Here is a 25243-nt window from a genome sequence, read left to right on the forward strand (position 1 = left end):
TCTTCACCATTAAGATATGCAGTGACAACTTTCAACTTAAATTCAGTACTGTATTTTACCATAAAAAACCGACCTCCTAAAGTTAGATTTTTAGGTCCAACTTTAGGGGGTCGGTTCATAGACCAAGTGGTTTATTTTTTTTATCAGAAAGGAGTCTCCTATGACTACCTCCCCGTCTCTGCTTGCTGAAAAAATCTATCAACAGGCCCTGCTTTCCGGCTACGACGACTGCGGCATCATCGCCATCGACGAGATGGATGAATACCTGGAACGCTTCCAAGAGCGACTGGAAAAGGAACCGACGAGCCGCCCCTTTTATGAACGCATAGGGCCCGGAATGAAAACGAAACAGCGCTTCCCCTGGGCTAAATCGGTCATCATTTGTACGTGGTGGCTCGGCCGATACCGCCTGCCCGAGTCCCTTGAAGGGAAATACGCTCGGGCCTTCTTTCTCGCCCCGCAAGTATCCCTCGACGATGAAGGACTCCGGAAGAAAGACGCCTTTACCGACTGGCTGACGGCAGAAGGCATCCGCTGGGAAGGCGGCGAAAAAAGCTCCCACCTTCAAATCGGCGGCCTTCGTCATGCCGCCATGAAGGCCGGCTTGGGCATTATCCGGAAAAACAACTTTCTCTATACCGAGAAGGGCTCCTTCGTCATGCTCGAAGGCTTCGTCATCGATGCGTCCTGTGAACTCCACCAACATCACGACCTGAAGCCCTGCGCCCCTCAATGCCGCCTCTGTCAGGACCATTGCCCGACTCGGGCTCTTTCAGCCCCCTTTACCATGAATCCTTTGAAGTGCGTCTCTTTTTGGAATACCTTCGGCAAAAGCCAACTGCCGCCTGCGCTGCCTGAAAAAGCCATGGGGTCTTGGGTCGTCGGCTGTGATGCCTGTCAAAATGCCTGCCCTTACAACCGCATTCCCGCTGCCAAACCGGAAAAGGAGACTCCGGAAAAAGTAAATCTCGCCTTTCCCTGGCTGGACCCGGAAAGGCTGAAAACGGCGCCGGATTCCGTCTTGCAAGATCAGATCCTGCCGCTATGCGACGACCATATCCAATCGGATGAACTCGATACCCTGCGGTGCAGTGCGGCCCGTTATCTCCGGAATCAGCAAAATCGCTAAGGTCTTACAGCTCCTCTCGCACGCGATATACGAGGATTTTTTCTTTCGCATCGCCGCCAAAGAGGTCGCTGCAGTCGATCGGGTCTTCTGCCACGAGGCGCAGGTGGTGGCTGAGAAAATCTTCCACGTCTTCATAAGGATAGTAAAAGAAGATTCGCAGCCGCCGCGGCCGACGCTGCAAAGAATCGAAGATCTTCCCCAGGACCCTTTTCAGGGTGTGCAGGGCAAAGGGGTTGAAGAAGAAACAGCAGTCGGCTTCATCCGGCAGGTCATACACCGCTGCATCGGCCAGGATAAAGGACACCTTATTTCGAGCTGCCGGACTCTTGGCGTTGACCAGGGCTTTCTGCCACAACCGTTCGTCGTATTCGATGCCGATAGAGCGGCATCCGGTCTGATAGGTCATGAAGATACTGACCCTTCCTTTGCCGCTGCCATAGTCGATAAGGGTATCCTTCTTGCGGATAGAGCCGCTGTTGGCCAATTTTTCAAGGACACCGTAGTCCGTCGGCTCATAGGGATGATGCTCGCCGTCAGCGTGACTGTCGTCCCGGCCGGCCGTCTTGATTTGTAAAAGTTGTTCCCATTCTTGTTCCGTCATGTCCCTGTCTCCTTTTCAATGCCTTTGCTACCATTATACACCATCCTCGTTTTTACACAGCCCTTACCCGTTCATCACAAAACATTGATGACGTCTTGATACAATGGGTTGAAATATGCAGGAGGTGCATGATCACTATGAAAAAACAATGGAAACGCTGGCTCGCTTTAGGGCTGACCCTTACCGCCATGGGAAGCCTGGCCCTGAGTGCCAAGGACGTCGAACCGACGGCCTACATCGTCCATGCTGATGCCTATCAGCTCCCGTATAAGGGAAATGAAAAAGCCTTTAACCATCACATCAATCCCGGCTACGGCTCGGCCCTGGCCCTGAAATCGGTCAAAGCCGACGGCACGATGGAATTCTACGCCATCACCGACCGCGGCCCTAACGGCGACATCCCGACGTACGTCAAAGACGGCAAAAAGATGTCCGGGAAATTCTTCCCGACGCCGAACTTCACGCCCAGCATCGGTGTCATCAAGGTCAATCCGGCTAAAGACCGGGCCGATATCATTTCTTCCATCCCCTTGAAAGTAAACGGCAAGCCCATCAGCGGCAAACCGATTCCGTCGGGCCTGACCGGTTCGACCAATGAAGTCGCCCTGGACTTCAAGATGAATGACCTCGGTACCGACAGAAACGGTCTCGATACGGAAGGCCTGGCCCTCGATAAGGACGGCAATTTCTGGATCAGTGACGAATATGGACCCTTCATCGCTAAAGTCGATAAAAAAGGCAATATCCTTGAAAAATACGGCCCCGGCATGGGCCTGCCCAAGATTTTAGCCGACCGCGTCCCCAACCGCGGCAGTGAAGGCCTGACGGTCGATGAAAAGGGCCACGTCTTTGCCCTCATCCAAAGCCCCTTAAACGTCGATGGCAAAACGGCCAAGACGGCCAAATATACGCGCATCGTCGAATTCGATCCGATTACAAAAGAAACGACCATGTATGCCTATCCCGTCGACACGGGCTATAAGAACACCGGCGCTGCCAAAATCGGCGATATCACGTCCATCGGCAAGGGCCAGTTCCTCATGATCGAACAGGGCAAACAGCACGGCGAAATGCAGAACCTGATCTACAAAGTAGACCTCAACGGCGCGACCCCCATTGGCGATAACGGCGATCTCGAATACGGCCGCCTGGACGGCAAGATCGTACCGGCTAAGAAAGAACTGGTCCTCGACCTGCGTGCAAATGGCTGGAACATCGAAAAAGCCGAAGGCCTGGCCCTCTTGCCGGACCGCCAGACCCTCGCCGTCGTCAACGACAATGACTTCGGCATGGACATCGATGTCAAAGATTCGGCCGTCGCCGATCCGGAAGTTTCGGACTACACCTACGACAGCGACAAAAAAGCCATGATCTACAATAAAGACAATAAAGTCCATAAGGTCAAGATCAGCCTCAAGAAGAACGCTCCGACGGAACAGGAAAGCCAGATTTGGTTCTTTACCCTGCCGAAAGCCTTATAAGAAAGAATCAGCCGCCTCCAAACGGGTGAGATGAAAAACGCAGCCACGTCATGTAGCTGCGTTTTTTTATGTCCCCCTCCCCCAAGAGCGATATCCGCTGCCGGCGTCTTCCACGAAAAACAAGGCCCTGACAGCGCAAAAAAGACCGCCCATTTCTGAGTGGTCTTTATAAGATTCACGGTGGAGAAGGATTAGAATACGAAGACGAACTGGGCTCGCGTCAGTTCTTCCGGATCTTTGCCGTCGCCGTCTTTCACTTTCGAAGCGAAGGACTGCCCGACCTGGAACTGAGCGTTTTTCGCGAAGGTATAGTCGATGCCGGCCCCCCAGGATTCGAGGTTATCCAATTTGCCGATCCGTCTCCAAGAGCTGGTGGCACCAAAAGCCCCCACCGCATAGGCCCCGTCCTGAGCATTGATGTATTCAACCCAAACATCCCAAGTCTTGGGCCTAGCCATGACGGCCTTGCCGTAAGTCAAGCGGCCGATCCAAACGCCGGCCGAATCTTCGTTGCCCCGTGCCGTAGAGATAGCCTTGTCATAGCTGACCCGTTCGTAGTTCGCGAGGAGTTTCCAGTCCCGGCCGAAGAGGAAGCTTGCATAAGCACCCCAGAGATCATCGAGGTTGGTGTCCTGGAAGGAATTGTAGTACGTACCGACAGCCGTGCCGTTGCCGAAGGAACCTTCGATGAGACCGTACCCCGTCTTGGCGCCTTCCACCGTGCCGGACCCTGCCAGGCGTCCCTTCTTCAATTTACCGTAGCCGGCCGCAGCTTTGAAGCGGTCGCCCTTGTACGCCAATTCCGCGCGGTCGAAGATATCGCCGTAGTTATAGCCATAGGAGTTGTTGCCGCCGATGACATACCGATCCGTACGGCCGACGCTGAGGTTCCAAGCCTTGCCGCCAAAATTATAGTCTACTTTAGCGATATCGGTCACGATATCATTTTCATCTTCAGCGGCGCCATTATCTGCGAAGGAGTGGTACGTGCTGCTGATACCGTACGTAACCTTGGTGCGGTCGTTGACCTGTGCATTAGCGCGGAGGCGAATACGATAATCCCAAGATTTATCGTTTTCTTTGTTGTTTTTCTGATACCGATACCGAAAACGAGCGTCCCCGGTCAGTTTCACGCTGCCGACGCGGTTTTCGAGAGCGCTTACGCGGACGCCGAGGCTGTTGAGTTCGTCAGCAAATTCATCAGCCAATTTGTTGATGAGGGCGCGCTGTTCGACAGAAGCTTTGTCCATGTGAGCCATGGCTTTGGCGACCATTTCAGCGGCTTCGTAACGGGTGATGTTACGCTGGCCCTGGAAGTGTTCCCCGTCAACGCCCTGGATGATGCCGGCGTCAGCCAATTCAACGACGGATTGATAAGCCCAGCTGTCGGACGGTACGTCGACAAACGGGTTCGCTGCAAAAGCACAGGCTGCGCCAACGGCCATGGCCGCGGCAAGAGCTGCGAATACTTTGGCTTTCATAAGTAGTAACCTCCCTTTCGATGTAAAATGAAATTTCTGTAAGCCTTCCCCCGTCACGGGCGCGTGTCAACACATATGCTTCAAGGGTCCCTTGGCGAGTTATCCCGGTTGCCTCTCTGTTACGGCCTTGAATCACACCGTTGTCTGCCCTACGGGTCACGTGCTGCCTGCCTTGGCACAACACTCTTTGTAATGAGTATACATTTTGTATTCTAACCTGTCAAAGTATCTTGTAAAAAATCCCTTTATTTCTAAATATCGGCTTCAATACGCCATTTTAATTTGTGAATTTACTAACTTTTTTTGCACGTTACATCCAAGTACAGGCTCATCCATCTTGGTTGATTCATTTTATGCGATATTCGTCAAGGCTTTCACAGGCGTTGTCCGCACAAAAAAAGACCACCCATTTCTGAGTGGTCTTGGTAAGTTCCTTGATGAGGAAGGATTAGAATGCGAATACGAACTGAGCACGCGTCTGTTCTTCCGGATCGCTGCCGTCGCCGTCTTTAACTTTCGAAGCGAAGGACTGCATGACCTGGAACTGAGCGTTTTTCGCGAAGGTGTAGTCGATGCCGGCACCCCAGGATTCGAGGTTATCCAGTTTGCCCCATCTCCAGGAGTTGGTGGAACCGCCGATGTATGCACCGTCTTCAGCGTTGAGGTATTCAACCCAAGCGTCCCATGTCTTCGGCGTAGCCATGACAGCTTTGCCGTAGGTCAGGCGGCCGATCCAAACGGCAGCGGAATCTTCGTCGCTGCGAACTTTAGAGGTGGAGATATTGCTGTTGTAGTTGACGCGTTCGTAGTTACCGAGGAGGTTCCAGTCTTTGCCGAAGTTGAAGCTTGCATAAGCACCCCAGAGGTAATCGAGTTCCGTACCTCTTACAATCGCATTGTATTCATCGTTGTCGAAGGTGTTGTAGTAACCGCCGATAGCCGTGCCGTTGCCGAAGCGGCCTTCGATGACGCCGTAAGCCGTCTTGGTGCCGTCAAGACCTTCCGGCAAGACTGTTCTCAACGGATCAGCTGCAAGACCTGCAACACCGCCAGCCTTAAATTTACCGTAGCCGGCCGTAGCCATGAAGCTGTCGCCGCTGTACTTCAATTCAGCGCGGTCGAAGATATCGCCGTAGTTGTAGCCATAACCTTTAGAACCGCCGATAACGTATTTGTCCGTACGGCCTACGCTGAGAGTCCAGTCGCCGCCGCCGAAGTTGTAGTCGACTTTAGCGATATCCGATAAGATGTCGTTTTCATCTTCAGCTTTGCCATTGTCAGAGAAGGCATGGTTGCCGGTGCTGATGCCATAGGTAACCTTCGTGTTTTTGTTGACCATAGCATTAGCGCGGAGGCGAACACGATAATCCCAAGAAGCGTCGTTTTCTTTGCTGTCTTTCTGGTAACGATAGCGAACACGAGCGTCACCGGTCAGTTTAACGTTGCCGACGCGGTTTTCGAGAGCGCTTACGCGAACGCCGAGGTTGTTGAGTTCGTCAGCGAATTCATCAGCCAATTTGTTGATGAGGGCACGCTGTTCGACAGAAGCTTTGTCCATGTGAGCCATAGCTTTGGCGACCATTTCAGCGGCTTCGTAACGAGTGATGTTGCGCTGGCCCTGGAAATGTTCACCGTCAACACCCTGGATGATGCCGGCGTCAGCCAATTCTACGACGGATTTGTAAGCCCAGCTGTCGGACGGTACGTCGACAAACGGGTTCGCTGCGAAAGCACAAGTTGCGCCAACGGCCATGGTTGCTACGAGAGCTGCTAATACTTTGGATTTCATGAGTATAACCCCTTTTCGATAAGATGAAGTTTCTGTAAGCCTTACACCGTTACAGGCGAGTGTCGAAACGTATTCTTCAAGGGTTCATTGGCGAGTTGTCCTAGTTTCCTCTCTTTTACTGCCTTGAATCACACTGTTTGTCGGCTCTATCGGGCGAGTGCTGCCTGCCTGCGCACCACACTCACTGTAATTATTATACATTTTAGTTTTTACCCTGTCAAAGTAACGTCTTTCGTGAAAAATTTCTTTATTTTTAAACATTGGCTTCATTGAGCCATTTTATTTTGTGAATTTACTAACTTTTTACGATTTACAGCTTAGTAATTTTACATATCCATTCATTTTATGTTTATTTATTCATTTTATGCCATATTTGTCAATTTCGTATGCATAGTAAGAAAGTATTTCATTTTTTACAATTTCATTTCGTTTTAATCGGATGCACCGCATCATTCAGCGGCTAACATATCCGCCTCTCCCATAACAGAAAAAAACGCCCGTTGAGAAGGTATCTCGCTTCTCAACGGGCGTTCTCGACTATGGATTTTACTGCAGACTGCTGCGGAGCTCGGCGATTTCGTCGGCCAACTTCTGTTCCTCCGCTTCGTTGCGCTCGATGGTCAGAGTAAAGACCATGCCTTCATCGGCCCCTTCGGGCAGGAGTTCGACGGGAAATTGGAGTTCATGCTCATCATCATTCAAGAGGATATAGGCTGTCTGTTCCGTAATGCGGTCGATGCTGCCGATGAGTTCTTTTTTCATCATTCATGCTCCTTTTCAATGCTGTACGACGAACCGTCGGTCTTGATGGTAATGACGCCGTTGCGGTCCGTTCTGTATACGTCGACATGATATTTCTGAAGGGTCTTCAAGGTCGGTTCATGCGGGAACTTATAGGAATTATTGACGCCGCAGGAAATGGTCGCCGCCTTAGGGGCTACGGCCTTCACGAAGGCATCGGACGACGACGTCTTGCTGCCGTGGTGGCCGACTTTCAGGATATCGGCCTTGATGTCCTCTTTGAGGAGCTGCTGCTCGACTTCCTTTTGGGCGTCGCCGGTGAACAGCATGGAGAACTTGCCGTAGGTCATCTTGCAGACAATGGAATTGTCATTGGTCAAACCGCTTTCCGAGACACCGGTCGTATTCTCCTTGGTGAAAATCGTACCCGGCGAAAGGACCGTAAAGACGACGTCATCGCCAAGGGTCAGGCTGTCCCCTTTCTTCAATACTTTGTAGGGGATCTGCTTGGCCTTGATGTTCTTTAAGTAGTTGCGGTACATGACCGTGTTGGCTACCTGTCCGTTATCGTAAATCTGCTTGATGGGAAAGGCTTTAAATAAGGCTGCCATGCCGCCCATGTGGTCGCCGTGAGGATGGGTGATGATAATGGCGTCGAGTTCTTTTACGTTGCGCTCTTTCAGTTGCTGTACCAAAGAATCGCGGCTGTCGACGTCGCCTGTGTCGATGAGCATATTTTGGCCCTTATACTGGATGAGGGTCGCATCAGCCTGGCCGACGTTCAGGACCGACACCTTCAGGTCTTTATCAGAATCGGTCAGGGACTGGACGGCACTGGCCCCGGAAGAAGCCATGGACGTAAGGCTGTTGGCACAACCGGCGAGGATGAGCATACAGGTCAATAACAGGGTTACGGGAAATAATAAAAATCTTCGTTTCTTCAACTTACTTGCCTCCAATTAAGGGCTGCTGCAGAATAGGCAGGGCCAAATTTTCTTCGAGGTCTCCTAAGACCCCCGGCACGGCATCGGCCGTTTCCATGGGCGTAAAGCCGTAAGGGCCGCGGTCTTTTCGGCAGGCGTCGCCGGCGGCACCGTGGAGATAGACGCCGGCACAGGCGGCACTGCAAAGATCGCTCATGCCCTGATGGGCCGTCATGGCGGCAATCATACCGGTCAGTATATCGCCCATACCGCCGCAGGCCATGCCGGCATTGCCCGTCGGGTTGACGTAGACGTTGCCCGTCTTGGCCGACACGATGAGGGTCGGCGCCCCTTTGAGGACCAGGTTGACCTTCCAGTCTGCCGCAAAGGCCCGAGCCGTTCCGATGAGGTCCTCTTTGATGTCATCCAGGGACAATCCGCTGAGGCGGGAAAATTCTGCCAAGTGGGGCGTCACGATGAGTCCCTGTCCCAGGGAACGGATGAATTCCTTTTCACCGGCCAAGAGGTTCAAGGCGTCGGCGTCGAGGACGACGGGGCACGTCGTTCCGGCTAAGACGCGCTTCAAGAATTCCCGCGTCCGGTCATCCTTCCCCATGCCGGGACCCATGGCCAATACCGACCAGTTCCGGCTTTCTTCGATGATGGACTCGGCGTCCTCTGCCGTAAAAGAGTCGCCGGTCCCGACACTTTTGACCATGACTTCCGGCTGGACACCGATACAGTAAGGCCCGACCTTACCGGGTACGCGGAGGAAGACTTTCCCGGCACCGCTGCGGACGGCTCCGTGAGCGGCCATGAGGGCGGCTCCTGCCATTTGGCTGCTGCCGGTGACGACGGCGATCGTCCCGTGACTGCCCTTATGGCTGTCGGGGCTGCGGGGCACGACGATTTCCGCGATGTCCGACTGCTGCAGTAAATAGACGGCATCGTCGTTGGCACCGTATAGGAGCGGCCCGGGCATGCCGATGGAATCGACTTCGATATGGCCGGCGCAGGCCCGTCCGGGATAGAGGGAAAGGCCTCGTTTCAAGACACCGAAGGTGACCGTCATGTCGGCAAAGAGGGGTCCGTCTTCTTCGTCGTCGCCATGGCTGACGACGCCCGTGTCGGCATTGACGCCGGTCGGCATGTCGACGGCGATGACCGTCACCGCCCCGACGGCAGAGGCCACGTTGATTTCCGCTACGATGGCTGCTACAGGTTGGCGCAGGCTGCCGTGAAAGCCCGTTCCGACCATGGCATCGATGACGATGGACGAGGCGTGGAGCCGTTTTCGCAAGAGCTGCCAATCGGCTTGACTTTCCGGCGCCGAAAGGAGGAGACACGTTTCGTCATCTGCCAGCTCCCGTAAGGTATGCAGATGCTGCCGCGCTTCGTCGCTGTAATCACCGTCATCGCCTAAGATGTAGACATAGGCTCTGGCTCCGGCCGCTAAGATATAGCGGGCGATGACGAAGCCGTCACCGCCGTTATTGCCCTTACCGCAAAAGATAACGACGTCTTTGCCGTCCCAGCCTTCGATCCATTTTTCGGCCCGTTCGGCAACGGCCCGACCGGCGTTTTCCATGAGTACCGCCGGTGCTATCGCGTATATTCCGTGCATGGCTTCATAATCCATTTGCCGCATCTGGGCGGCTGTATTTATTTTTTTCATGGCCTGGCTCCCTTCTAAATCCTAAATCGTATCGCCCTTACAGGACGACGAAAGCGACGGCATAGTCCCCGTCATGAGCAATGGACAGGGACGGCGGCTGACAGCTTTTTTCCCGCACGGCTTCGGCATAGAAACCGTAACAGCAAAACTGCGGCGCCCCCCATTCATCGTGAACGACTTCGACGTCGGTCCATTTTCCCCGACGAAAACCCGTTCCCAAGGCCTTGAACAAGGCCTCTTTAGCCGCAAAGATGCCGGCCAGGGACTCCATCCGCCACGACCCGCCACGCTGGCAGTAGGACAGTTCCTGTTCCGTAAAGAATCGATGCAGCGACGTGCCGTGACGCCGCACTAAATCATCCATGCGGCTGATTTGTACCATATCCGTTCCGCAGCGCATAATTCCTCCAAAAAAAGAGCCGCAATCCCCTCAGGAACTGCGGCAACGTTAACTACCACTTCTGCATTCGGATACAGACCCCCAGCCCTTCCAGCAAGACCCGAAAGGTCGTAAAGGACACGGTCATATCATCGTGAAGGCCGTGGGCTACTTTATAAGAAATCGTAACAGTTTGATGCTGGTAATCGTACCGAAAGCCATGTAAATTCGTTTCAAAGGTATATTTCGGTGCCGGAATGGAAAACTTCGGCGGCTTCTCGACTTCCAGCCCGTGAATGAGCCGCTCCAAGGTCACTCGCTTGGGCAGTTCAGACTGCAGCATTTCTTCGGTAAAGCTATCCAATACAGACATGGATCCCCCTAGTCTTCTTCGTCGAAGAAGTGCTGATGAATGGCTTTGACCGCCGAATCGACGACTTCTTCCGCAATGAGGCAGGTAATACTGATTTCCGACGTAGAAATAATTTCGATGTTGATGTCATTGTCGCTGAGGACGCCGAACATGCCGGCAGCAATGCCCGGGTGACCGGCCATACCGGCGCCGACGACGGAAACCTTAGCCATCTTGTCGTCGATGATGATGTCTTCAACCGGCATTTCCGTGCGCAGGGCATGGAAGACCGATTCGGCTTCTTCCAAATCCGTGCGGGCAATGGTAAAGGTAATATCCGTAACGCCTTCGTTGGCATAGCGGACGCTCTGAACGATCATGTCGACGTCGACGTTCTTTTCTGCCAATTCAGAAAAGACGCGATAAGCAAACCCCGGTTTATTGGGAATCCCGAGAACGGTGATTTTAGCAACATTTTTATCCGAAGCGACGCCGCGGATGAGATATTGTTTGACTTCCATAGAGCAATCCTCCTGTATCATAGTTCCTTCATCTTCCGAAAAAGTCGAGCGCACGTAAATGGGAACGCCGAAGCGGCTGCCCATTTCGACGGCCCGGGGCTGCATGACACCGGCGCCGAGTTTCGCCATTTCCAGCATTTCGCCGTATGTGATCTGATCGATTTTTCTAGCATTGGGAACGACACGGGGATCGGACGTGTATACGCCGTCAACGTCGGTATAGATTTCACAAACATCAGCGTGGATAGCGCCGGCAATGGCGACGGCTGTCGTATCGGAACCGCCTCGGCCGAGGGTTGTGATGTCACCATGACCGGTAATGCCCTGGAAACCGGCAACGACGACGATATTATCTTGTTCCAGTGCCTTCATGATACGGGCCGGCTTCAAAGCCAGAATACGGCCCTTGTTGAAAGCATCGCTGGTCTTGATGCCTGCCTGAGCCCCCGTAAAGGAGACGGCCTTCTGACCGGCTTCTTGGAAGGCCATGGCCATGAGGGCGATCGAAACCTGTTCGCCCGTCGTCAGGAGCATATCCATTTCACGGCCGTAAGCCTTAGAGGTAATCTGCTTTGCTAAGGCTACTAAATCATCCGTCGTATCCCCCATGGCAGAGACGACGATGACGATTTTGTCTTCAGGCTTTTTCCCTTTCAAGACCCGTTGCACAATAGCACGCATTTTGTCCGGCGTAGCGACAGAGCTGCCGCCAAACTTCTTAACGATTAATGCCAACTTAAATCCCTCGCTTTTGTTTGTTTAAGTATTCCTTGCCGTGGTAATTCATTCTTATGGTTGAGGCCCATAAAAACCACTTATTGCAATAATATCATGGACGGCCATAAATGTAAAGGGACTGCCGCATGCTGTCATGTCACGCAACAGTCCCTTGTATTCCTATAATGATGAGTAATCAGTAAGCCGAGTTTTGTACTGCTTGCGCAGCAGCAATCATCTATCTAGACATACTGTTGCCAGCATGTTCAAGCGACACAACCCGGAAGATCAGCGGGCCGCTTCATCCCTTCCCTATTCGGTCTTGCTCCAGATGGGGTTTACCTAGCCGGCACATTACTGTACCGCTGGTGCGCTCTTACCGCACCGTTCCACCCTTACCACTTGCGTGGCGGTACACATTTCTGTGGCACTGTCCCTAAAGTCACCTTCGCCGGCCGTTAGCCGGCATCCTGCCCTGCGGAGCTCGGACTTTCCTCTAATGCCGAAGCACTAGCGATTGCCTTTCATACTCAACGTCTTATAGAATATCATATTTTCCGATTGCCGTCAATGACCACCGTCGGCCTTGTTATGCCGTTACTGCAAGATACGGCGGATGTCGGCGACGGCCTTGGTCATGTCTTCCTTGCCGACGATGGCTGAAATCATGGCAAAGGAACGGAAGCCTTCATCATAGATACTGCGGATATTGTCCAGGCTGATGCCGCCGATGGTGACGACGGGCAGGCTGAACGTTAAGGCAAAGGCCTTGGCTTCGCCGCTTACGACGTCATCGGCATCGGCCTTCGATTGGGTCGGGAACATGGGGCCGAAGCCGACGTAATCGGCACCGTCGGCCAGGGCCTGTTTCATTTCGTCGACGGTATTCGTCGAAACGCCGATAAAGACGTCGGGCCCTGCCAATTGGCGGACGACTTCGACCGGCGCATCGTCTTGTCCGACGTGGATGCCGTCGGCCCCGCAGGCGATGGCAAGATCCGTCGAATCATTCATGATGAAGGTCACGCCTTTTTCATGGCAGAGGTTGGCAATGGCCTTAGCTTCTTCGTATTTAGCACGCCATTTTTTATGCTTTTCCCGATACTGGATGATGGTAACGCCGGCTTCAATCAGCCCCTTGGCGACGTCGATATTGCTCCGGCCCAAACAGAGTTCTTCATTGCCCATGATGGCATAGACCGGGTCTTCTAATAAGTGTTTTACATGGTCTTCTTTAGTCATAGTACAGCTACCTTCCTTATCATCATCGGCTCTTATAGGAACCGTTAAATTAAATACCGGATCATATCCTGCGACGTCGGGTCGCGCTGACAGTCGATGCCCCACTGCCGTTCTTCTGACGCGGCCTGAAGTCTCCGGCAAAGGTCGTCGACGACAGGCGATTCCGTACCGAAGTGGCCGCCGTCGACGACGACGAGGCCCTGCTTAAAGGCTTCCTGGGCGTCGTGGTATTTGACGTCCCCCGTAAGGTAGAGGTCGGCCCCGGCATTTTTTGCCATTTTGATGAAGCCGGCCCCACCGCCGCCGAGGAGGGCGACGCGGCGAACGGTCACATCCGTATTGCCGGCATAGGACAAGGCGTCGCGGTGGAGGAGGTCCTTTATCTTTTGGAGGACGGCCATGGCCGGTTCCGGCGTCGGCCAATTGCCGACACGGCCCATGGTGAAGGCATGGCCACTATTTTTCAAGGGATAGATGTCGTAGGCCGGTTCTTCATAGGGATGAGCCGCTATCATAGCCTGAAGCACCTTTTTGAGGCCCCTTTCAGGAACGATGGTTTCAATCCGTTCTTCCGCTGCCGTTTCCACTTTTCCGACGGTGCCAATAAAGGGATTCGCCCCTTCATGAGCTTTGAACCGCCCTTCGCCCTTCGTCGTAAAGGAACAGTCACTGTACTTTCCGATATAGCCGGCGCCGCTGTCAGCCAAGGCCTTGCGCAGGGCGTCGCCGTGGCTTTCCGGGACGTAGACGGCGATTTTATAGAGTTTGTCTTCGGAAACGGGCACCAAGCCTTCGATGTCCGTAAGGCCCAATAAAGTAGCCAAGACGTCATTGACGCCGCCGTCGGCGCTGTCGAGATTGGTATGGGCGCTGTAGACGGCGATGTGATGGGCCAGGAGCTTTTGGTACATGGCCCCGTTGTACGTATCGGTCCGCAGCGATTTCAGACCGTCGAAGATGACCGGATGATGGCTGACGATCAATTTCACGCCTTGTTCAATGGCATAGTCGACGTTGTCCATCATGACGTCCAGGGTCACCAAGACCTTATCGACGGTTTCATCGGGATTTCCGATGAGCAGGCCCGGATTGTCCCACGACTCTTTCAGCGATAAGGGCGCCCAGATATTCAATACCTTTACGATTTCACCTACTGTAACTGACATTTCATGTCCCTCCAAAAGGATAAGTCCTTTTCTAATGCTTCAATTTGAACGTGCAGGTCGCGGCGGCTCTTCTTGAGGCCCGCTAAAATGCGCCCCTTCGTCTCCATGAGGATCTCGATCTTGCGGACGAGGAGTCCGTCGCGGCGCTGCCAATTGACGGGCCCCAGTTCATACTGCCAGTCCGGCAAAGCCTCTGCCTTTCCCGGCACGGCCCGCAGCAGCTCGTAGAGGCGGCCGTCGTCGATGACCATTTTTTCGTCTTCGATATGCCAGCCCGCTTCATAGAGAAAGCGCCGCAGGTCGCCGCTGTCGCTTTGAGGCTGGAGGACGACGAACTTCAAGGACTGCCAGAGGTCATAGGACTGGTGCAGGATTTTGATCATCAAGGAACCGCCCATGCCGCAGATGACGGCGCCGTCCGCTTCCCCTGTTTCAACGCAGGTCAGGCCGTCACCGAGGCGGCAGTCGATACGGTCCGAAAGGCCGGCACCGGCCACATGAGCCTTGGCCGCCGCCAGCGGTCCCGGCACGATATCGGCGGCAATGGCTGACGGGCACCACCCCGTTTCACAGGTATGGACCGGAATATAAGCATGGTCGGTCCCGATATCGGCGATGACCGTCCCCTTAGGAATCAGAGACACGGCCGCCTCCAGGCGCGGCGTCAATTGCATAACAAACACATCCTTTATCGTTATATACTATTTTATTATACCCATCGGACCGCCCCTTGACAAGGACGGCCCCCAAAGGTTCCGGGCACAAAAAAAGACTGCCCGATATGGACAGTCTTGGAATCGACCTTATTTCGACAAGGCGACGATCGTTGCGATAGCCGCGACGCCGATGGCGATATTGGCTTTACGGTTGGCCTGGTCGACATCTTTTTTAGGATTTTCTTTTTCTTTCCAATCGTTCTTGTACTTCTTGTCGTTCTTGTATTTCTTGTGATTTTTGTCGTTTTTGTGGTTCTTATCGTTGTGGTTGTCACGATTGCGGTCGTTATCGTGCTGTTCCCACTGCTGATCGTACGGTCTCGGTTCTGCAGCCTGGGCCGTCAGGGCAGCGCCGCTGAAGGTTGCCGTCGTAACAGCCAATACTAACGCCATGCGTACTATATTCTGAAACTTTTTCATAGATATCAATCCCTTCATTTAAGATTGACTATAGTATACGCGCCGGCCTTTACAATTCAGTCACAAGGCCATTCCAAGGGGACTACAAATCGCTTTCTTTTTGGTAAACGACCCAGACGCCTTTTTGACCGATCCATTTCCAATGGCCGGGAACTTCCTGCAGGAAGTGGGCTTCCTCGCGGTCATTGACCAGGGCCAGGACCTTGTCGTGGTCGGCCAGGTCTTCGATAGCCATGAAAGGCATGACATTTTTCGCATTCCAGCTGATGTCTCCGGGCAGGAGCTCACGGATTCGTTCCGCTGTGGCTAAGCGGTAAGCCCGATGGCCGGAGTAATACGTCTGGGACACGGAATAGCGGCCGCCGTACATGACGACTGTCGTCTGGTCATCGGCTACGGTGCGGACGATCTGGGAGACGCCGTAAGCCGAAGCCTGCTGGCACTGAGGAATGATGACCAGGTAGGTCACGGCGACGTAAAGGGCCAGGACGATGCCGGCCAGGTTGACGACGAAGCGGTCGTATTTCTTCAAATAGGACGCAAAGCCGATGGCAATGGGAATCATGTACGGGAAGGTGTAGGTCATGTACTTCGTCGCCATGAACTGGTAGGTGACGAAAATCGTGACCGCCCAGACGAGGAGGAACTGAGTCTTCATAGAAAGGGCCGGAAGGCGCACTTTCTTTTCCTTCCAAAGGGCTGCCATTTTCCGGGTAAGGCCGTAGTCGCGCCAAGCCAGAGGCAGGGTAAAGACCCAGGGGATGAAACCGACTAAAAAGATGGCGCTGTAATAATACCAGACGTCGTATCGCGGATGTTCCGATACGGTCGCCCGCAGGACGTTGTGGACGCCGATGAACTGGCTGATAAAATCACTGCCGTGCACGAGGTACATGGGGACATACCAAATGGCTGTGATGGCCAAAAAGAGCATTAGCCCGGAAATCATTTTAAGGTGCAGCAAGGCTTTTAAATCGCGGCGCCATAAGAGGAACAGCAGGATAATGAGCCCCGGCTGCAAGAGTCCGATAGGGCCTTTGGTCAAAACGGAGAGACCGGCAAAGGCGTAGGCTGCATAATAAAAGGCCGGCCGTTTTTCACTGTAGGCGATATAAAAGGCCATGAGGCAGGCCGAATAGAAGACGAACAAGGTCATATCGGTGATGATGGCCTTGGACAGGTAGAAATATTCGGCCGTCGTCAACAGGATGAGACCCGTGAAAAATCCCGTTTTCTTGTCGTAGAGCCGGGCCGTAAAGGCGTAGGCCAAGAGGATGCCGGCAACGCCGAAGAGGGCCGGGAAGAAGCGGGCCGCAAAGTTGCTGATGCCGAATAGTTTAAAAGCGGCCATGAGTTCCCAATAAAAGAAAATCGGTTTATCGTACCAATAATTGCCAAAAATGCGAGGCGAAACATAGTCGCCCGAAGCCAGCATTTCCTTGGCCGTCAAGGCGTAATTCGATTCGACAGGGTCGGTAACGACCAGCAAGTGATTGGCAGCAAAACAAAGGATGGCCGTCATGACGGCGAGGACGACAGCCGGTTGTGACAGGACTCTTTGCCAGAGCCGTTGGACGAGGGAAATCAACCCCTGCGTTTCATGTTTCGTCTGATAAGTCTCCATGGTATCCTTTCCTTTCTATACATCGGTGATGATGGCTACAGTATAGGGAGGAAAGTTAAACAAAGTTTGAACAGACTGACAATAAACCGGGAAGGATCTATAAAAATCGCTTTCTATCCGTGGAAGCGGTAGCCGGCGCCCCAGACCGTTTCAATATAGCGGGGTTTGGCCGTATCTTCTTCGATTTTTTCGCGGATGCGGTTGACGTGGACCGATACCGTCGCCGTTTCGCCCAGGGCTTCACTGCCCCAGACGCGGTCAAAGAGGGTTTCCTTGCTAAAGACGATGCCCGGGTTCTTGGCAAAGAACAAGAGGAGTTCAAATTCCTTATTGGGCAGGCTCACTTCCTGCCCCCTCACGAAGACGCGATGGCCGCTTTCGTCGATTTCAAGGCCGTCAAAACAGAGGGCATGACGGTGTACTTCGCGGGCCGTCAATTGTTCATAGCGGGTCAGGTGGGCCTTGACACGGGCCACGAGTTCGTTGGGACTGAAAGGCTTTACGATGTAGTCGTCGGCACCGAGGCCCAGGCCCCGTATCTTGTCGATGTCTTCCTGCCGGGCCGATACGAGGATGATGGGAATATCCTTCGATTCGCGGATCGTGCGGCAGATTTGGAACCCGTCCCGGCCGGGCAGCATGATGTCGAGGATGATGAAGTCATAGGCTTCCTGAAGGGCCTTCTGCTCCCCCGCATCGCCGTCAAACGCCATATCGACGGCAAAGCCGTTGGCTTCCAAGTAGTCCCTTTCCAATTCAGCAATGCCCTTGTCGTCTTCAATGATTAAAATCCGCTTCATCTTATGCCTCTCCTTTCGGGAATCGAATGCAGATGGTGAGCCCCTTCGGTTCTGTATGGCGAGCCCAAATGGTGCCGCCCATGGCAAGGACGATCTGCTGCACCACAGCCAGCCCCAGACCACTGCCCTTCGCCACATTGCTGCGAGCCTTATCGCTGCGATAAAAACTTTCAAAGATTTTCGTCAAATCAGCATCGTCGACGCCGCGGCCGTCATCGGCAACGGTCAAGAGCCAGCCTTGGTCGCCGTCGTCTTTAAGGGACACTTCCACCTGTCCCCTATCCTGATCCTTATATTTCAGACTGTTGCTGAGGATATTTTCAAGGACCCGCTGGAACTGACTCCGGTCCAGACGTGCCTCCGCCTTATCGACGGCGGAGGTGAAACGGACAGAAAGGCCTTGCGATTCATAGAGCGGCCCCTGTTCCCCGACATAGTCGGCCACGTAGGCCCCGATGTCAACCGTCTCCCAATGGAAGGGAATCTGCCCTAAATCGAGCTTCGAAAAGAGGAACAAGGTCTGTACCAACTTTGCCATATGGCGCGACGTGTCCTGGATCATGGTCAAATAATGGTGTCTCTTTTCCGGCGTATTGGCAATGCCGTCGACGATGCCGCTGGCGTAGCCTTCGATTTTCGTAAGGGGCGTCGATAAGTCGTGAGAGATACCGGCCAAGAGTTCCTTGCGGTTCTGATCGTACTTTTCCCGCGTATCCCGAGCCGAACGAAGCTGGAGCCGCATCTGTTCAAAAGACCGGCACGTATCGCCGATTTCATCGCGCGACACGATGGGCACGGGGTGGTCGAGATCCCCCTGACTGATGGCATCGGCCATGTCCCGCAGCCGTTCGACGGGCTCGACGATCTGGCGAGCCATCCACCGCGACAAGGCGATGCCGACGGCAACGGTCAGCAAAATGGCCAAAACAGCCAGGACATAGAAGGCCAGTTTCAAGATTTCTTTGGAAGATAAATCGATGAATTCCGACTCGGGGTACAGGGGCACGGCGCCGGAAACGGCCAGATGGACGTCCGTATGGGGTGACACGTAATAAAAGCGCAGGCCTTCGCCGGTCCAAGAAAAGCTGGCGTGGCCTCGGGGCTCACCGTCCGTTACCTGACGGCGAAGGTAATCCCCGTCGATGCCGGCCGTATCGTAGAGATCTTGTCCGTCCTTCCAAATGGACACATTGAGACCCTGGTCCTCCAAGTGATCGGCTACCAGCAGCAAAGGCGCCAAATTACCGTCGTAGCGGTCGGAGCGGACGCGAAGGCGGCTCAGCTCGAACTGGATGGCCATATTCTGACCGCTTTCCGGCCAAACGAAGGAAATGATACTGGTCCGGTTGATGTTGCCGAATTGAAGACCCAGCAGGATGAAGATGCTGACGATACCTGTAAATAAGACGGGAATAAAAATCATAATGAAATTAGAAAACAAAAGCCGTTTGCGCAGCGGCCAGTCGCGTAACTGCATACCCATCACCTGATTTTATGTAAGATTATGTCAATGCCTATATTATAACTATAGGTTAAACAAATTTGAAAGAAAATGCAATTTTTCCGGCAATTCTCTTTTTGCTCCGACCGGTAAAGTCTGTTATAATAAGACAAAAATCCATTGTTTTATAAGGGGTGGTTAAAAAATGACTCAGATTACAGCAGAAACAAAGGAAGAAATACGCAGCCGCTTCCCCCAATTCGTCGAAGCGACCCAGGCTTTTTACGCCAAAGAACTGCCGCCCGGAAAATATAAAGGCATTTCCGGCAAATTCGGCAGCTACGGCGAACGGGGCGCCAACAGCAGCATGCTGCGCCTCCGCTTCTCCGGCGGGGCTATCGACAGCGCTCACATCGCTTTTTTGAAAGAAGCCCTCGACAAATACAATACGGACCTCGTCCATTTCACGACCGGTGAAGCCCTGCAGATCCATCATCTCAACGAACAATCCGTCCTCGACCTCTACCAGGACTGTTTCGAGAACGGCATCTACTGCATCGGCGCCGGCGGCGACAACCCGCGAAATATCACGGCCAGCCCGCTCCACGGCATCGCTCCCGGCGAATATTTCAACATGACGCCTTATATTAAGGCCGCCGCCAACTTCGTCATCAACCTCATTCCCGTCTTCAAACTGCCGCGCAAGTATAAAATCAGCTTCTCCAGCGGCCGCGACAACGAAGGCCATGCGACCTTCAAGGACCTGGGCTTCGTCGCTCGACCGGACCACACCTTCGACGTCTACGCCGGCGGCGGCTTCGGCGTCAACGGCTCGCGCTTCGGCATCCTCATCGACGAAGGCATCGATCCCATGGACATCCCTTACTACATCTTAGGCTACGGCCGCGACGTCTACATGAAGTACGGCGACTATGAACACCGGGCCAAGAACCGGTCCCGCTTCATCCTCGATCAGCTCGGCGAAGACGCCTTCCGCAAGGCCGTCCGCGACGCTGTCGAAAAAGCCCGCAAAGAAGGGATCCCCGACTTCTCCATCGACGAAGAACCGGCCCTTGCCAAGAGCGGTGCCGACGACACGGTCCTCGCCGACCCCCGCATCCGCAAGCAGAAACAAGAAGGCCTGTACCACGTCGAATACAAGCCTTTAGGCGGTACGCCGAAGTTGTCCGTTTTCAAAGACCTCTTAGGGCTGCTCTCGACGATAGAAGGCGCCGAAATCCGCCTCAATGCCGATGAAACGGCGTATATCATCAACCTTACGGCTGATGAAGCCCGGAAAGTCGCTGCCCTCACAGCGGGTGATACGGCGACGACGGCCTTCGAACACTCGGTCAGCTGCATCGGTGCCACCGTCTGCCAGCAAGGCCTGCGCGACTCTCACGGCATGCTGGCTGAAATCACAAAAACCTTGAAAGACCGCGGCGTCGACAGCCATTTCCTGCCGAAATGCCACTTCTCGGGCTGTCCGTCGAACTGTGCCGTCCAGCAGACGGCTGCCCTCGGCCTGCGCGGCGCTGCCAAAAAAGTCGGCGACGCCATGGAACCGGCCTTCAACATCTATGCCGGCGGAAGTTACGCCCTCGGAAAAGGCGTCGTCGCCGAACAAATCGGTACGATTACCTCGAAAAACCTGCCGGCTTTCTTCCTGGCCTTGAACGAAACCCTCCTCAAAGCAAACCAGCCTTATGGTGAATGGTATCCGGCCCATCAAGAAGAGCTCCTGGCTTTGATCAACTCCTTCGAATAAAACGAGACGCTCAGAAAGAGGCGTTTCACCAAAGATGCCCTGCAGCCATGACAGCTGCAGGGCATCTTTGTCTGCAAAACAAAAAAAGCACGCTGACCCAGTTTCAGTCAACGTGCCCTTCGCTATTAGTGGTTCAAGTAATGGTAAGCTTCCATGGCGGCAATGGCGCCGTCGGCAGCGGCTGTCACGACTTGCCGCAGCGATTTATAGCGGATATCGCCGGCGGCAAAGACGCCGGGGATGTTGGTGTGCATCTGTTCATCGGTCACGATGTAGCCGTCTTTCAAGGTCAGGACGTCGGCAAACATATCCGTCGCCGGTACGATGCCGAGGAAGACGAAGAGGCCCATGAAGCCGTCGTCTGCAGGTGCCTCGATTTTCGTCGTTTCGCCGGTCTTGACGTTGCGCACCGAAAGCCACTGCAGTTTGCCGTCGCCGCCGGCATCGTCGATGACAGAATCCCAGATAAAATCCAGTTTGTCATTGGCAAAGGCCTGTTCCTGCAAAGCCGGGACGGCACGCAGTTCATGGCGGCGATGGACGACGGTGACCTTGCGGGCAAAGCGGGTCAGGAAGATAGCTTCCTGGACGGCACTGTCGCCGCCGCCGGCAACGTAGACATCAAGGCCGCGGAAAAAGCCGGCATCACAAGTAGCACAATAGGAAATGCCATGACCGACCAGCTCAGGTTCACTGGGAATCCCTAACTGACGATGGTTGGCACCGGAGGCGATGATGACCGTACGGCCGCGATACGTATCGGATTTCCCCACCAGTTCCTTGACGTCACCGGAAAGGTTGGCTTCGACGATCGAATCGAGGGCGCGTGTAACGCCAAAGTTCTTCGCCTGCTGAGCCATACGCATGGAAAGAGACATACCGCTCTCCCCTTCCAGCATCTGGCCGGGATAGTTTTCAAGATCTGCCGTGAGCGAAATTTGACCGCCGTCCTGGCCCTTTTCGATGAGCAGGACCGACTGGTTGTTGCGGCCGGCATAGATGGCTGCCGCAAGCCCGGCCGGGCCGGCACCGAGAATCAATACATCATAAATCATGGCGTTCCCTTCTTTCATAACCACTTAGAGGAGTGCGTCGAGTTTTTCTTTCAAAGCATCAGCCGATACGGCACCGATGGCCTGGTCAACGACCTTGCCGTCTTTGATGAAGACGAAGTTCGGAATGCTCATGACCTGGTAATCCTTCGCCAACTGCGGTTCGGCATCGGTGTTGACCTTGCCGATTTTGACCTTGCCGGCATATTCTTCGGCAAAGTTGGCGACGACAGGACCCATCATCTGGCACGGGCCGCACCAATCGGCATAAAAGTCGATCATGACCGGTTCTTTGCTTTCTAAGACTTCTTGCTGAAAATTATCCGATGTGAATTTGTATTCCATGAGGAAGACCACCTTTCTGTAAATGACTTGATTTTTTCTTTTGATACGTATATTATACATGGTATGTAAAACTTATCAAGTACGAAGTTTTTTTGGAGGTAGTACGAAAAAACGGACTACGAAAGGAAAGAATACCATGAATCACGAATCGATCTGTGAAAATATCGCCGGCCAGGGCTGCGGCTTAAAAAAGGTCTTAAATATCATCGGCGGCAAGTGGAAAATCCTCTTGCTCTGCGTCATCGACGACAAGGGCGTCATGCGCTACGGCGAACTGCGCCGCGCCGTCTACGGCATTACCAATACGATGCTGGCCCAATCCTTAAAAGAAATGGAGGAAGACGGCCTCATCGAACGCAAACAGTACCGTGAAATGCCGGTCCGCGTCGAATACTCCCTGACCGAAAAAGCCCACTCCATGATTCCCATCCTGCTGGAATTGAAGCACTGGGGTGAAAAACATCTCTAACCGAAAAGAATCCCGCCTCCCAAGAAAAGGAGACGGGATTTTTTATGTCCGAGGACGACAGGGTCTATTCGATTACGCAGCGCCTTTTATTCTTCATGGAGTGCATGACCCAATAGTAGGAACCGCCCGTAAACAAGGCCGCCATGACCCAGCAAATCGGACTGGCACAGCAAATGCCGAAGTAGCCCCACATCGAAGCCAATACCAAGGCCGACACGCTGCGGCCGCTGAGTTCTAACAGGCTGCTGATCAAAGGCACGCTGGAAATGCCCATTCCCTGAAGGGCATTGCGGTAGACAAAGATTTGGCCCAAAAAAATATAGAACGGGACCGACATCTTTAAATAAAGGAGAGCCTGTTCCATGAGGATATCATCGTGAACGGTCGTGAACAAGGCGATGACGTTGCGGCCGTAAAAGTACATGGCAACAGCCGCTGCCGCGCAGAAGGCCAGGGAGACCAGGGAACATTGGCGGACGCCCATACGGATGCGGTCAAACTTACCGGCGCCGTAGTTCTGCGCCGAATAGACGGCCATGGCAATGCCGAAGGAAATCATGGGCTGCAGGGCCAACTGTTCGATTTTCGTCGCCGATACGAAGCCGGCAATCGTCTCCGGTCCGAAGGTGTTGCAGACCGATTGGAGGATCAAGATCCCCATGGAAATGATGAGGAACTGGACCGCCATGGGAAGGCCCAGGCGCAGGTGCTGCCAGGCAAAGGCCCAATCAAACTTCCAGTCAGAGCGGGTCAGGCGCAGCATGGGAAACCGCTTTTTCATAAAGGCAAAGCACAAGACGGCTGACACGCCCTGGGCGATGACCAAGGCGATGGCCGATCCCGGTACCCCCCAGCCGAAGACGACGATGAACAACAGGGCCAGGGCGATGTTCAAGAGAGACGATACGATGAGAAAATAAAGGGGCGTCCGACTGTCCCCTAAGGCTCTACAAATGCTGGACAAGAGATTGTAGGCCATCATCGCCATGAGTCCCAGAACGATGATGATCATGTAGTGATAGGCATCGTCATAGAGGACACCGGATATGTTCATGACCCGCAGGATAAGGGGCATGGCCAGGCTTACACCGGCCGTAACCATGAGGGTAATGGCAAAGGCCAGCATCGTCGATGTCGCCACAGAACGGCGCAGGCCGTCCATATCCTTGGCGCCGAAGCGCTGGCCGACGATGACCGAAAAACCGGCCGACAGACCGATGGTCACGCCAAAAACGGCCATATAGACAGGGGCGACGGCGCCGACAGCCGCTAAGGCATTGACGCCGATCGTCCGGCCGACGATGATGATGTCGGCAATATTATAGAATTGCTGGAAGACGTTGCCGATCAATAAGGGCACGGTAAAGGCCAGGATCAGCCCGATCGGGTTGCCGGAAGTCATACTGCGAACCATGGAATCATCCTCTCTTTGCAGTATACAGAACCTAAAGTGAAATAGCTTTATTATACCACCTTATTCAGGAAAAACAAGGTCTAATTTGGTTTTAACAGGAGAACATCTTCCCTTAATTGTATTCTCAGAGTGGACGTGTACAATAAAGGCAATGACAGCCCGTCACACCATTCAATTCACGGAGGTGTCGTCATGACCCTAAAAGCATTTTCCCCGATCCCCTCCTGGCTGCCGCCTTTTTCGACGGTCCCCCGAGGCCAGTTGATCACCCTCTATGCCTGCAGCGGAAAAGCCCCTTTCGGGACCGTTGCCACCGACGAAGACCAGCTCGTCTGGCAGCCCTCCCCGTCGGGCAAGGCCGTAATCAAGGCCTTAGACCTCATGAAAGAATACAATAAAATCGCCGTCGTCGAAGGCTTTCGCATCATGCCCGACCGCATCCAGATCTTTATTCGCTACCGAAAGTACCACAAACGCCTGCCCGCGTGGTTCATCCGGCGCTTAAAAAATTTTCTGGCCGGTCACATCACCGGCGGGAAGCTCCCGTCGTCGCCGATATGGAAAAAAGGAGCCCATACCCAGTTAGTCTATGGCGATATGGCCCGGCAGGCCGTCGTAGAAAGCCTGCACGATGAGCTCCATCATTGGAAATATAAAGGCTGTCCCTGATGGACCCGGTACGCCAAAACTACGGTTTCATCGCCCCATCGCCGGCGGCCACGGAACCAGGCATCCTTCCCTCTTTCTTACGGAAATCATACTTTTATATATCCCGGGCTGTCATTTTTTGAAGGAAGCCTCCGAAGGGCAGGGCCGACCCGTTTCCGGAGATGCAAAAAAGAGTCCGAAAGGCGTTTGAACCGACCCCCTAAAGTTGGACCTAAAAATCTAACTTTAGGAGGTCGGTTTTTTATGGTAAAATACAGTACTGAATTTAAGTTGAAAGTTGTCACTGCATATCTTAATGGTGAAGACAGTTATAAAAAACTAGTACCCA

At 53.6% G+C, this 25243-nt stretch carries 24 protein-coding genes and 1 other RNA gene; 5 read left to right on the top strand and 20 right to left on the bottom strand.

Going from position 1 to position 25243, the window contains the following annotated elements:
* The first annotated feature begins 160 nt into the window (after positions 1–160).
* Positions 161–1129 carry an epoxyqueuosine reductase gene (locus UCI88_RS05630; protein ID WP_256180379.1) on the top strand — a complete coding sequence of 323 codons (969 nt, stop codon included), beginning with the start codon at positions 161–163 and terminating at the stop codon, positions 1127–1129.
* 4 nt (positions 1130–1133) lie between these two features.
* Here the strand turns inward: UCI88_RS05630 and UCI88_RS05635 are convergent, their stop codons facing one another.
* Positions 1134–1730, bottom strand: coding sequence for a class I SAM-dependent methyltransferase (locus tag UCI88_RS05635; RefSeq protein ID WP_044503501.1), 597 nt, complete (start codon positions 1728–1730; stop codon positions 1134–1136).
* 137 nt (positions 1731–1867) lie between these two features.
* On the opposite strand from UCI88_RS05635, the gene UCI88_RS05640 reads away from it, so the two are divergent.
* Positions 1868–3211, top strand: coding sequence for an esterase-like activity of phytase family protein (locus tag UCI88_RS05640; RefSeq protein WP_256180378.1), 1344 nt, complete (start codon positions 1868–1870; stop codon positions 3209–3211).
* Between the two features lie 191 nt (positions 3212–3402).
* On the opposite strand, the gene UCI88_RS05645 is transcribed toward UCI88_RS05640, so the two are convergent.
* From UCI88_RS05645 to UCI88_RS05720, 16 genes are all read right to left on the bottom strand, one after another.
* Positions 3403–4692 carry an S-layer homology domain-containing protein gene (locus UCI88_RS05645; protein ID WP_256180377.1) on the bottom strand — a complete coding sequence of 430 codons (1290 nt, stop codon included), beginning with the start codon at positions 4690–4692 and terminating at the stop codon, positions 3403–3405.
* A gap of 448 nt (positions 4693–5140) precedes the next feature.
* Entirely contained in the window at positions 5141–6481 is a 1341-nt protein-coding gene (locus UCI88_RS05650) for an S-layer homology domain-containing protein (RefSeq protein ID WP_044503499.1), read from the bottom strand.
* Between the two features lie 546 nt (positions 6482–7027).
* Positions 7028–7246: a DUF3006 domain-containing protein gene (locus UCI88_RS05655; protein ID WP_256180376.1), complete on the bottom strand. Its 219-nt coding sequence runs from the start codon at positions 7244–7246 to the stop codon at positions 7028–7030.
* Positions 7243–8166, bottom strand: coding sequence for a ComEC/Rec2 family competence protein (locus tag UCI88_RS05660; protein ID WP_044503497.1), 924 nt, complete (start codon positions 8164–8166; stop codon positions 7243–7245). Before UCI88_RS05660 ends, UCI88_RS05655 begins: the two co-directional genes overlap by 4 nt.
* A 1-nt stretch (position 8167) precedes the next feature.
* Entirely contained in the window at positions 8168–9820 is a 1653-nt protein-coding gene (locus UCI88_RS05665) for an NAD(P)H-hydrate dehydratase (protein ID WP_256180375.1), read from the bottom strand.
* Between the two features lie 37 nt (positions 9821–9857).
* Positions 9858–10220: a holo-ACP synthase gene (acpS, locus tag UCI88_RS05670; protein WP_256180374.1), complete on the bottom strand. Its 363-nt coding sequence runs from the start codon at positions 10218–10220 to the stop codon at positions 9858–9860.
* 52 nt (positions 10221–10272) lie between these two features.
* Complete coding sequence (locus tag UCI88_RS05675; protein WP_044503494.1) at positions 10273–10572, bottom strand: hypothetical protein; 300 nt, start codon at positions 10570–10572, stop codon at positions 10273–10275.
* 8 nt (positions 10573–10580) lie between these two features.
* The gene (locus UCI88_RS05680; protein WP_044503493.1) at positions 10581–11807 is read right to left on the bottom strand and encodes an aspartate kinase; all 1227 of its coding nucleotides are present in this window, start codon (positions 11805–11807) and stop codon (positions 10581–10583) included.
* Between the two features lie 167 nt (positions 11808–11974).
* An RNA gene (gene rnpB, locus UCI88_RS05685) (RNase P RNA component class A) lies at positions 11975–12322 on the bottom strand.
* Positions 12323–12386: 64 nt separating this feature from the next.
* The gene (thiE, locus tag UCI88_RS05690; protein ID WP_065359515.1) at positions 12387–13031 is read right to left on the bottom strand and encodes a thiamine phosphate synthase; all 645 of its coding nucleotides are present in this window, start codon (positions 13029–13031) and stop codon (positions 12387–12389) included.
* Positions 13032–13075: 44 nt separating this feature from the next.
* Complete coding sequence (locus UCI88_RS05695; RefSeq protein ID WP_256180373.1) at positions 13076–14197, bottom strand: Nif3-like dinuclear metal center hexameric protein; 1122 nt, start codon at positions 14195–14197, stop codon at positions 13076–13078.
* Complete coding sequence (locus UCI88_RS05700; protein ID WP_256180372.1) at positions 14182–14871, bottom strand: tRNA (adenine(22)-N(1))-methyltransferase; 690 nt, start codon at positions 14869–14871, stop codon at positions 14182–14184. The genes UCI88_RS05695 and UCI88_RS05700 overlap by 16 nt, the downstream gene beginning before the upstream one ends.
* 129 nt (positions 14872–15000) lie before the next feature.
* On the bottom strand, positions 15001–15306 hold the full coding sequence (locus UCI88_RS05705) for a hypothetical protein (protein WP_288160234.1): 306 nt from the start codon (positions 15304–15306) through the stop codon (positions 15001–15003).
* 109 nt (positions 15307–15415) lie between these two features.
* Positions 15416–16957: an ArnT family glycosyltransferase gene (locus UCI88_RS05710; protein WP_302357505.1), complete on the bottom strand. Its 1542-nt coding sequence runs from the start codon at positions 16955–16957 to the stop codon at positions 15416–15418.
* Positions 16958–17070: 113 nt separating this feature from the next.
* Positions 17071–17757, bottom strand: a complete 687-nt coding sequence (locus UCI88_RS05715; RefSeq protein WP_256180369.1) for a response regulator transcription factor — start codon at positions 17755–17757, stop codon at positions 17071–17073.
* Position 17758: 1 nt separating this feature from the next.
* Entirely contained in the window at positions 17759–19234 is a 1476-nt protein-coding gene (locus UCI88_RS05720) for a sensor histidine kinase (protein WP_256180368.1), read from the bottom strand.
* Between the two features lie 169 nt (positions 19235–19403).
* Here UCI88_RS05720 and UCI88_RS05725 point away from each other — a divergent pair, with 169 nt between their 5' ends.
* Positions 19404–20966, top strand: a complete 1563-nt coding sequence (locus tag UCI88_RS05725) for a nitrite/sulfite reductase (RefSeq protein ID WP_256180367.1) — start codon at positions 19404–19406, stop codon at positions 20964–20966.
* 125 nt (positions 20967–21091) lie between these two features.
* Here UCI88_RS05725 and UCI88_RS05730 read toward each other — a convergent pair whose 3' ends face one another.
* Together UCI88_RS05730 and trxA are read right to left on the bottom strand one after the other, a co-directional pair.
* Positions 21092–22039: an NAD(P)/FAD-dependent oxidoreductase gene (locus tag UCI88_RS05730; protein WP_302357504.1), complete on the bottom strand. Its 948-nt coding sequence runs from the start codon at positions 22037–22039 to the stop codon at positions 21092–21094.
* 6 nt (positions 22040–22045) lie between these two features.
* Positions 22046–22363 (bottom strand): thioredoxin, encoded by a 318-nt coding sequence (trxA, locus tag UCI88_RS05735; protein ID WP_044503484.1) that lies wholly within the window; start codon positions 22361–22363, stop codon positions 22046–22048.
* Between the two features lie 136 nt (positions 22364–22499).
* On the opposite strand from trxA, the gene UCI88_RS05740 reads away from it, so the two are divergent.
* Entirely contained in the window at positions 22500–22832 is a 333-nt protein-coding gene (locus UCI88_RS05740) for a winged helix-turn-helix transcriptional regulator (RefSeq protein ID WP_044503483.1), read from the top strand.
* A 64-nt stretch (positions 22833–22896) separates the two neighbouring features.
* Here UCI88_RS05740 and UCI88_RS05745 read toward each other — a convergent pair whose 3' ends face one another.
* Positions 22897–24246, bottom strand: a complete 1350-nt coding sequence (locus UCI88_RS05745; protein WP_256180365.1) for an MATE family efflux transporter — start codon at positions 24244–24246, stop codon at positions 22897–22899.
* Between the two features lie 192 nt (positions 24247–24438).
* Between UCI88_RS05745 and UCI88_RS05750 the strand changes: the two genes are divergently transcribed.
* A complete protein-coding gene (locus tag UCI88_RS05750) occupies positions 24439–24915 on the top strand; it encodes a hypothetical protein (RefSeq protein ID WP_044503481.1) in 477 nt (158 codons plus the stop codon).
* Positions 24916–25243: the final 328 nt, after the last annotated feature.

This window comes from Megasphaera massiliensis (genome assembly GCF_036305205.1).
Classification (GTDB): domain Bacteria; phylum Bacillota; class Negativicutes; order Veillonellales; family Megasphaeraceae; genus Megasphaera; species Megasphaera massiliensis.

What these genes read in the sequence shown, in the direction of transcription:
- UCI88_RS05700 (WP_256180372.1), bottom strand. Translation starts at nt 14,871, where the DNA reads ATGCAATTGACGCCGCGCCTGGAGGCGGCCGTGTCTCTGATTCCTAAG.
- UCI88_RS05750 (WP_044503481.1), top strand. Translation starts at nt 24,439, where the DNA reads ATGACCCTAAAAGCATTTTCCCCGATCCCCTCCTGGCTGCCGCCTTTT.
- UCI88_RS05710 (WP_302357505.1), bottom strand. Translation starts at nt 16,957, where the DNA reads ATGGAGACTTATCAGACGAAACATGAAACGCAGGGGTTGATTTCCCTC.
- UCI88_RS05665 (WP_256180375.1), bottom strand. Translation starts at nt 9,820, where the DNA reads ATGAAAAAAATAAATACAGCCGCCCAGATGCGGCAAATGGATTATGAA.
- UCI88_RS05715 (WP_256180369.1), bottom strand. Translation starts at nt 17,757, where the DNA reads ATGAAGCGGATTTTAATCATTGAAGACGACAAGGGCATTGCTGAATTG.
- UCI88_RS05745 (WP_256180365.1), bottom strand. Translation starts at nt 24,246, where the DNA reads ATGGTTCGCAGTATGACTTCCGGCAACCCGATCGGGCTGATCCTGGCC.
- UCI88_RS05630 (WP_256180379.1), top strand. Translation starts at nt 161, where the DNA reads ATGACTACCTCCCCGTCTCTGCTTGCTGAAAAAATCTATCAACAGGCC.
- acpS (WP_256180374.1), bottom strand. Translation starts at nt 10,220, where the DNA reads ATGCGCTGCGGAACGGATATGGTACAAATCAGCCGCATGGATGATTTA.
- UCI88_RS05730 (WP_302357504.1), bottom strand. Translation starts at nt 22,039, where the DNA reads ATGAAAGAAGGGAACGCCATGATTTATGATGTATTGATTCTCGGTGCC.
- UCI88_RS05650 (WP_044503499.1), bottom strand. Translation starts at nt 6,481, where the DNA reads ATGAAATCCAAAGTATTAGCAGCTCTCGTAGCAACCATGGCCGTTGGC.
- UCI88_RS05645 (WP_256180377.1), bottom strand. Translation starts at nt 4,692, where the DNA reads ATGAAAGCCAAAGTATTCGCAGCTCTTGCCGCGGCCATGGCCGTTGGC.
- UCI88_RS05695 (WP_256180373.1), bottom strand. Translation starts at nt 14,197, where the DNA reads ATGTCAGTTACAGTAGGTGAAATCGTAAAGGTATTGAATATCTGGGCG.
- UCI88_RS05705 (WP_288160234.1), bottom strand. Translation starts at nt 15,306, where the DNA reads ATGGCGTTAGTATTGGCTGTTACGACGGCAACCTTCAGCGGCGCTGCC.
- thiE (WP_065359515.1), bottom strand. Translation starts at nt 13,031, where the DNA reads ATGACTAAAGAAGACCATGTAAAACACTTATTAGAAGACCCGGTCTAT.
- UCI88_RS05720 (WP_256180368.1), bottom strand. Translation starts at nt 19,234, where the DNA reads ATGCAGTTACGCGACTGGCCGCTGCGCAAACGGCTTTTGTTTTCTAAT.
- trxA (WP_044503484.1), bottom strand. Translation starts at nt 22,363, where the DNA reads ATGGAATACAAATTCACATCGGATAATTTTCAGCAAGAAGTCTTAGAA.
- UCI88_RS05655 (WP_256180376.1), bottom strand. Translation starts at nt 7,246, where the DNA reads ATGATGAAAAAAGAACTCATCGGCAGCATCGACCGCATTACGGAACAG.
- UCI88_RS05725 (WP_256180367.1), top strand. Translation starts at nt 19,404, where the DNA reads ATGACTCAGATTACAGCAGAAACAAAGGAAGAAATACGCAGCCGCTTC.
- UCI88_RS05675 (WP_044503494.1), bottom strand. Translation starts at nt 10,572, where the DNA reads ATGTCTGTATTGGATAGCTTTACCGAAGAAATGCTGCAGTCTGAACTG.
- UCI88_RS05635 (WP_044503501.1), bottom strand. Translation starts at nt 1,730, where the DNA reads ATGACGGAACAAGAATGGGAACAACTTTTACAAATCAAGACGGCCGGC.
- UCI88_RS05640 (WP_256180378.1), top strand. Translation starts at nt 1,868, where the DNA reads ATGAAAAAACAATGGAAACGCTGGCTCGCTTTAGGGCTGACCCTTACC.
- UCI88_RS05740 (WP_044503483.1), top strand. Translation starts at nt 22,500, where the DNA reads ATGAATCACGAATCGATCTGTGAAAATATCGCCGGCCAGGGCTGCGGC.